The organism is Bradyrhizobium genosp. SA-3 (assembly GCF_004212635.1).
Classification (GTDB): Bacteria; Pseudomonadota; Alphaproteobacteria; order Rhizobiales; family Xanthobacteraceae; genus Bradyrhizobium.
Window position 1 is genome coordinate 1 of record NZ_PSRT01000250.1, and the last position, 6,013, is coordinate 6,013.

At 64.3% G+C, this 6,013-nt stretch carries 5 protein-coding genes; 4 read left to right on the plus strand and 1 reads right to left on the minus strand.

Annotated elements, in window-relative coordinates:
• The first annotated feature begins 110 nt into the window (after nucleotides 1–110).
• The 3 genes from CWO91_RS41210 (at nucleotide 111) to CWO91_RS41220 (ending at nucleotide 3,220) form a co-directional block, all read left to right on the plus strand.
• Nucleotides 111–950 carry an aldo/keto reductase gene (locus CWO91_RS41210; protein ID WP_165406063.1) on the plus strand — a complete coding sequence of 280 codons (840 nt, stop codon included), beginning with the start codon at nucleotides 111–113 and terminating at the stop codon, nucleotides 948–950.
• A 188-nt stretch (nucleotides 951–1,138) separates the two neighbouring features.
• Complete coding sequence (locus tag CWO91_RS41215) at nucleotides 1,139–2,080, plus strand: DMT family transporter (protein ID WP_165406064.1); 942 nt, start codon at nucleotides 1,139–1,141, stop codon at nucleotides 2,078–2,080.
• A gap of 60 nt (nucleotides 2,081–2,140) precedes the next feature.
• Nucleotides 2,141–3,220, plus strand: a complete 1,080-nt coding sequence (locus CWO91_RS41220; RefSeq protein WP_130221030.1) for a zinc-binding dehydrogenase — start codon at nucleotides 2,141–2,143, stop codon at nucleotides 3,218–3,220.
• A gap of 165 nt (nucleotides 3,221–3,385) precedes the next feature.
• Here the strand turns inward: CWO91_RS41220 and CWO91_RS41225 are convergent, their stop codons facing one another.
• The gene (locus CWO91_RS41225; RefSeq protein ID WP_130221031.1) at nucleotides 3,386–3,847 is read right to left on the minus strand and encodes an Lrp/AsnC family transcriptional regulator; all 462 of its coding nucleotides are present in this window, start codon (nucleotides 3,845–3,847) and stop codon (nucleotides 3,386–3,388) included.
• 134 nt (nucleotides 3,848–3,981) lie between these two features.
• Here CWO91_RS41225 and CWO91_RS41230 point away from each other — a divergent pair.
• The coding region (locus CWO91_RS41230) for a transketolase (protein ID WP_130221032.1) at nucleotides 3,982–6,013 on the plus strand (2,032 nt) is incomplete at its 3' end.

Consider the following 6,013-nt stretch of genomic DNA (forward strand, 5'->3'; position numbering starts at 1 on the left):
GCCTCCGCGAGTCCAACTGCTACCGTCGTTGCGGAGGCTCCCCCTCACCCCGACCCTCTCCCCGCAAGCGGGGCGAGGGGGCATTCTGGATCTCGCCTCTGGAGAAGAACATGAACACTAACCCCTTCGGCAAGACCGGCGCCAGCGTCTCCGTCATCGGGCAGGGCACCTGGTATCTCGACCACGGCGACCGCAAGCGCGCCATTGCCGCGCTTCAGCGCGGGCTCGATCTCGGCATGACCCACATCGACACCGCCGAGATGTACGGTGACGCCGAGCTCGTCATTGCGGACGCGATTGCGGGCCGTCGCGATGAGGTGTTTCTCGTTTCAAAAGTGCTGCCGAGCAACGCCTCGCGCCGCGGCACGATCACGGCGTGTGAGCGTTCGCTGAAGCGGCTGAAGACCGATCGGCTCGACTGCTATCTGTTGCACTGGCGCGGCTCCTATCCGCTCGAAGACACCGTCGCTGCGTTCGAGGAGCTGGTGAAGGCCGGCAAGATCAAGTCCTGGGGCGTCTCCAACTTCGATGCCGACGATCTCGACGACATTCTCGACGTTGCGGGCGAGGGCCGGATCGCGTGCAATCAGGTGCTCTATCATCTCAAGGAACGTGCGATCGAGCACGCCGTGGTTCCCTGGTGTGAGCGGCATGGTGTCGCTGTGGTCGCCTATTCGCCGTTCGGACACGATGATTTTCCGGATGCGCGCAGCAAGGGCGGCGCTGTGCTGGTGAAGATCGCGGAGGCGCGTCGCGCGACACCGCGGCAGGTCGCGCTGAACTTCCTCACCCGTGCAACTACGGTGTTCGCGATTCCGAAGGCCTCATCCGCGGAACATGCCGCCGAAAATGCGGCCGCTGGCGATCTCATCCTGACGAAAGACGAGATCGCTGCGCTCGATGCGGCGTTTCCGCGCGGCACGAAGCCGCGCAGCCTGCCCATGTTGTAGTGCAAAAACGTCCATTATTAATGGAATATTGATGCGCGCGGACCTCAGCGCATATCGGCATCCTGTTTTCGGAAGTTGTGAACGCGGCGCATTTGTCGTTTTTTACGAGCGTTCTCGATTCGCATTATTTCCGGGTTCCAGCCGTGACACCGCCGCCCGCCGCAGCCGCAAGGCTCGACAGTATTCCCATGCCCGTGCCGGAGAAGAAGCAGGCGGCTCGCCGTGCGCCCGCGCGCGTCGATCATCCCTTCAAGGGCATTGCGCTGGTGTTGCTGTCGACGGTGTTTCTCGGCACCTCCGACGTGACCGCGAAATATCTCTCGACCAGCCTGCCGTCGATCGAGATTACCTGGATCCGCTTCGTCACCTTCGCGCTGATGTTCACACCGGTGATGCTGCCGGGCTCGCCGCTGCATGCGATGCGCACCGAACGCCTCGGCCTGCAGCTGATGCGCGGCGCCGCGCTGCTCGGCTCCTCGCTGTTCTTTATCACCGGTCTCCGTTTCCTTCCCATTGCGGAAGCCTCGGCCACCGGCTTCGTCTCGCCGCTGTTCGTCACCGCGCTGTCGATCATCTTCCTGAGCGAGAAGGTCGGCCTGCGCCGCTGGATCGCCACCGCGATCGGCCTGACGGGCGTGATGATCATTCTGCGCCCGGGCTCCAGCGCGTTTCATGCCGCCGCGTTCTTCCCGATCATCTCGGCGTTCTGCTGGGCTGCCGCGCTGATCCTGACGCGCATGATGAGCGGCCGCGAAGCGGTGCTCACGACGATGGCCTATTCGGCGTTGACGGGCGTTGCGATCCTTTCCGTGATGGTGCCGTTCGTCTGGGTCACGCCGAGCTGGACCGCGATCAGGCTCGGCATTGTGATCGGCGTTGCCTCCACCGTCGGCCAGTGGATCATCGTGCTGGCCTATCGCTATGGCGATGCCTCGGTGCTGGCGCCGTTCTCCTACACGCAATTGCTCTGGGTCAGCATTTTGGGCTTCTTCATCTTCGGTGAGGTGCCTGATCTCTGGACCATCATCGGCGCGGCCTTCATTGTCGCGAGCGGCCTTTACATCGCCCATCGCGAGCGGGTGCGCCGCGCCCAGCTCCTGGTGCTGGAAGAGCGTTCCCCGAACCCCTGACGCAAGATCGGGCGTCCCGCTTCGTGCTATCAACGGCCCCAACACCACGGGAGGAGCCGGATGCGCGCTGCGATTTTCAGGAACGGTGAGATTGTCGTCGACCGGATGGCGGAGCCGACGCCGGGTCCCGGTCAGGTTCTGGTCAAGACGCTCGCCTGCGGCATTTGCGGTTCCGATCTGCACGCGCGCCAGCACGCCCACCGCATGGTGGAGATGGCGCGGAAGACCGGGCGCAAGCCGATGGACCTCAGCCGCGACGTCGTGTTCGGTCATGAGTTCTGCTGCGAGATCGTCGATTACGGCCCTGGCACAGCGCGCAAGTTTAAGCCGGGTACGCGCGTCTGCTCGTTGCCGGCGCTGGTGACGCCTGAGGGCATCGAAGGCATCGGCTATTCCAACGACAATATCGGCGGTTATGCCGAGGCGATGCTGCTGAGCGAAGCGCTGCTGCTCGAAGTGCCCAACGGTCTTGCGCCGGAACATGCCGCGCTGACCGAACCGCTCGCGGTCGGGGTTCACGCCGTCGCAAAAGCCAATATCCGTGGTGGCGAGGTGCCGCTCGTGATCGGCTGCGGCCCGGTCGGGCTCGCGGTGATCACGGCGCTGAAGCTCAAGGGCCTGCATCCGATCGTCGCCGCCGACTATTCGCCGGCGCGGCGCGCGCTTGCGGCCAGGCTCGGCGCCGATATCGTCGTCGACCCCAAGGTGTCGCAGCCTTATGCGACATGGGCCGAGCACGCGCAGATGTCGGACGCGGAGAAGGCGGCGCGGCCGCCGTTCCAAGCCATGCTGCCGGCGCTGAAGCCTGCGATCATCTTCGAATGTGTCGGCGTGCCCGGCCTGTTGCAGCAGGTGTTCGAAGGCGCGCCGCGTGACGCGCGCATTGTCGTGGTCGGCGTCTGCATGGAAACCGACAGAAGCGAGCCGATGCTGGGCATCATGAAGGAGCTCAACGTGCAATACGTGCTCGGCTACGCACCGGAGGAATTCGCGGCGTCACTTCGGCTGATTGCCGAGGGGCAGGTGGATGCGGCAGCGATGGTGACGGCGGAAGTCGGCATCGATGGCGTCGCAAAGGCCTTCGCGGATTTGGCCAATCCTGAAGTCCACACCAAGATCATCGTGCAGCCGTGGCGGTGACAGTCTCGTAGGGTGGGCAAAGGCGCGTAGAGCCGTGCCCACCATGCGTCCGCGTTCGTGGTGGGAATGGTGGGCACGCTACGCTTTGCCCACCCTACGAGACTGCCGCAAGCGGGAGAGGTTAACTCAGCGCCGACCGACTGCCTCCGTTCGCGAACATCAACGTCATACCGGCAGCGCGATCGAATACTTGACCTGGCTCAGCGCGAAGCTGGACTCGATCGAGGCGATGCCGTCGAGCCGGGTCAGCTTGGTCTTGAGGAAGGTCTCATAGGAGGCCAGGTCGGCGGCGACGACCCGCAGCAGGTAGTCGCGGTTGCCGGTCATCAGATAGCACTCCAGCACCTCGTCCCATTTCGAGATCGCACGCGCGAAGCGGTTGAGGTCCTCCTCCTTCTGCCGCGCCAACTTGATCGAGATGAAGACGCTGACATGCAGCCCCAGCGCCTTCTGGTCGACGGTCGCAACGTAGCGCGAGATGACGCCGCGCTCTTCCAGGAGCTTGACGCGGCGATGGCAGGGCGAGACCGAGAGCCCGACCTTGTCGGCGAGCTCCTGCATGGTCAGGCGGCTGTCGGTCTGGAGCAGCGCGAGGATTTTTCGGTCGATGGCATCGAGCTCGGGCATTGGGATGAAACCTGTATATCTTGGCCTTCTGTTGGTAAAATATCCCAAGATGAGCGGGTGTGGCGCGAAAAATTGAGAAGTCTGGCGCGGCCGGCAGGCGTATCATCGGCCGACCTGTTTCCGGGAGCATTGCCATGCCCGTTGATTCCGCCCGCCTCGACACACTCACCGCCCTTAGCCGCAAGGCGCTGTGGCTGTCGTCATGGACGATCCACCATGCCAACCATATCCGCCCGAGCGCGGACGGCCTCAAGGTCGGCGGCCACCAAGCCTCGTCCGCCTCGCTCGCGACCATTATGTCCGCGCTGTACTTCCACGTGTTGCGCCCTGAGGATCGCGTCGCGGTGAAGCCGCATGCGAGCCCGGTGTTCCATGCCATCCAGTATCTGTTCGGCCGGCAGAGCCGCGAGAAGCTCGAGAACTTTCGCGGCTTCAAGGGTGCGCAGTCCTATCCCTCGCGCATCAAGGACGTCGACGACGTCGATTTCTCCACCGGCTCGGTCGGCCTCGGCGTCGCGCAGACGCTGTTCTCTTCGCTGGTGCAGGACTACGTCAAGGCGCATGGCTGGATGAAGGACCGCGGCGAAGGGCGGATGATCGCCCTCGTCGGCGATGCCGAGATGGACGAGGGCAACATCTTCGAAGCCCTGGCAGAGGGCTGGAAGCACGGCCTGCGCAACACCTGGTGGGTGGTGGACTATAACCGCCAGTCGCTCGATGCCGTCGTCCGCGAAGGTCTCTGGGAAAAATTCGAGACCATGTTCCGCAATTTCGGCTGGGACGTGGTGATCGTGAAATACGGCCGGCTGATGCGCGAGGCCTTTGCCGAGCCCGGCGGCGAGGCGCTGAAGCGCTGGATCGACAATTGTCCGAACGCGCTCTATGCCGCGCTGTGTTTTCAGGGCGGCGCCGCCTTCCGCAAGCATCTGCACGACGAGATCGGCGACCAGGGCCCGATCACCAAGCTGATCGACAAGCGCAACGATGACGAGCTGCTCGCACTGATGTCGAATCTCGGCGGCCACGACATGGCGAGCATGCTGGAGGCATTCGAGTCCATCGACCACGACCGCCCGGTCTGCTTCATCGCCTACACCATCAAAGGCGTCGGCCTGCCGTTCCAGGGCCACAAGGACAACCACGCCGGCCTGATGACGATCGCGCAGATGGAGAAATATCGCGACAGCCAGAACATCCGCCCCGGGCATGAATGGGACAAGTTCGAGGGCCTCGCGCAGGATGCGGCCGAGTTGGAGGCCTTCCTCGCGCGCGTGCCGTTCAATCAGGACGGCCGCCGCTTGAGCGCGCCTGTCGTCGAGGTGCCGCAACAACTCGCTTTCAAGCCGTCGCCGCAGATGTCGACCCAGCAGGGCTTTGGCCTCGTGCTGAACGAGATCGCGCGCAGCGACAGCGAGCTCGCGAGGCGCATCGTCACGACCTCGCCTGACGTTACCGTCTCCACCAATCTCGGTCCCTGGGTCAATCGCCGCGGGCTGTTCGCGCGCGCCGAGAAGGCGGACTTATTCCGCAGCGAGAAAATTCCCTCGACCTACAATTGGGATGCGTCCCCCAAAGGGCAGCATCTCGAGCTCGGCATCGCCGAGATGAACCTGTTCATCATGCTCTCGGCGCTCGGCCTATCGCACCAGCTCAACGGCGAGCGGCTGCTGCCGGTCGGCACGCTCTACGATCCCTTCATCGAGCGCGGCCTCGATGCGCTGAATTATGCCTGTTACCAGGATGCGCGTTTCATGGTGGCGGCAACGCCGTCGGGCGTCACGCTCGCGCCCGAAGGCGGCGCGCACCAGTCGATCGCAACGCCGTTGATCGGCATGGCGCAGGATGGCCTGGCCTCGTTCGAGCCGACCTTCGTCGACGAGCTCGCCGTGATCATGGCTTTCGGTTTTGAGCACATGCAGCGCGAGGCCGGCGAGGGCGGCTCGGTCTATTTGCGGCTCTCGACGCGCAGCATCGAGCAGGCGCAGCGCATCATGACGCCGGAGCTGAGGCAGGGCATCACCGACGGCGCCTATTGGCTGCGCAAGCCGGGCCCGAATGCCGAAGTCGTGATCGCCTATACCGGCGCGGTCGCGCCGGAGGCGATCGAGGCGACCGGCTTCATCGGCGAGAGCCGCCGCGACGTCGGCCTGCTCGCGATCACCTCGG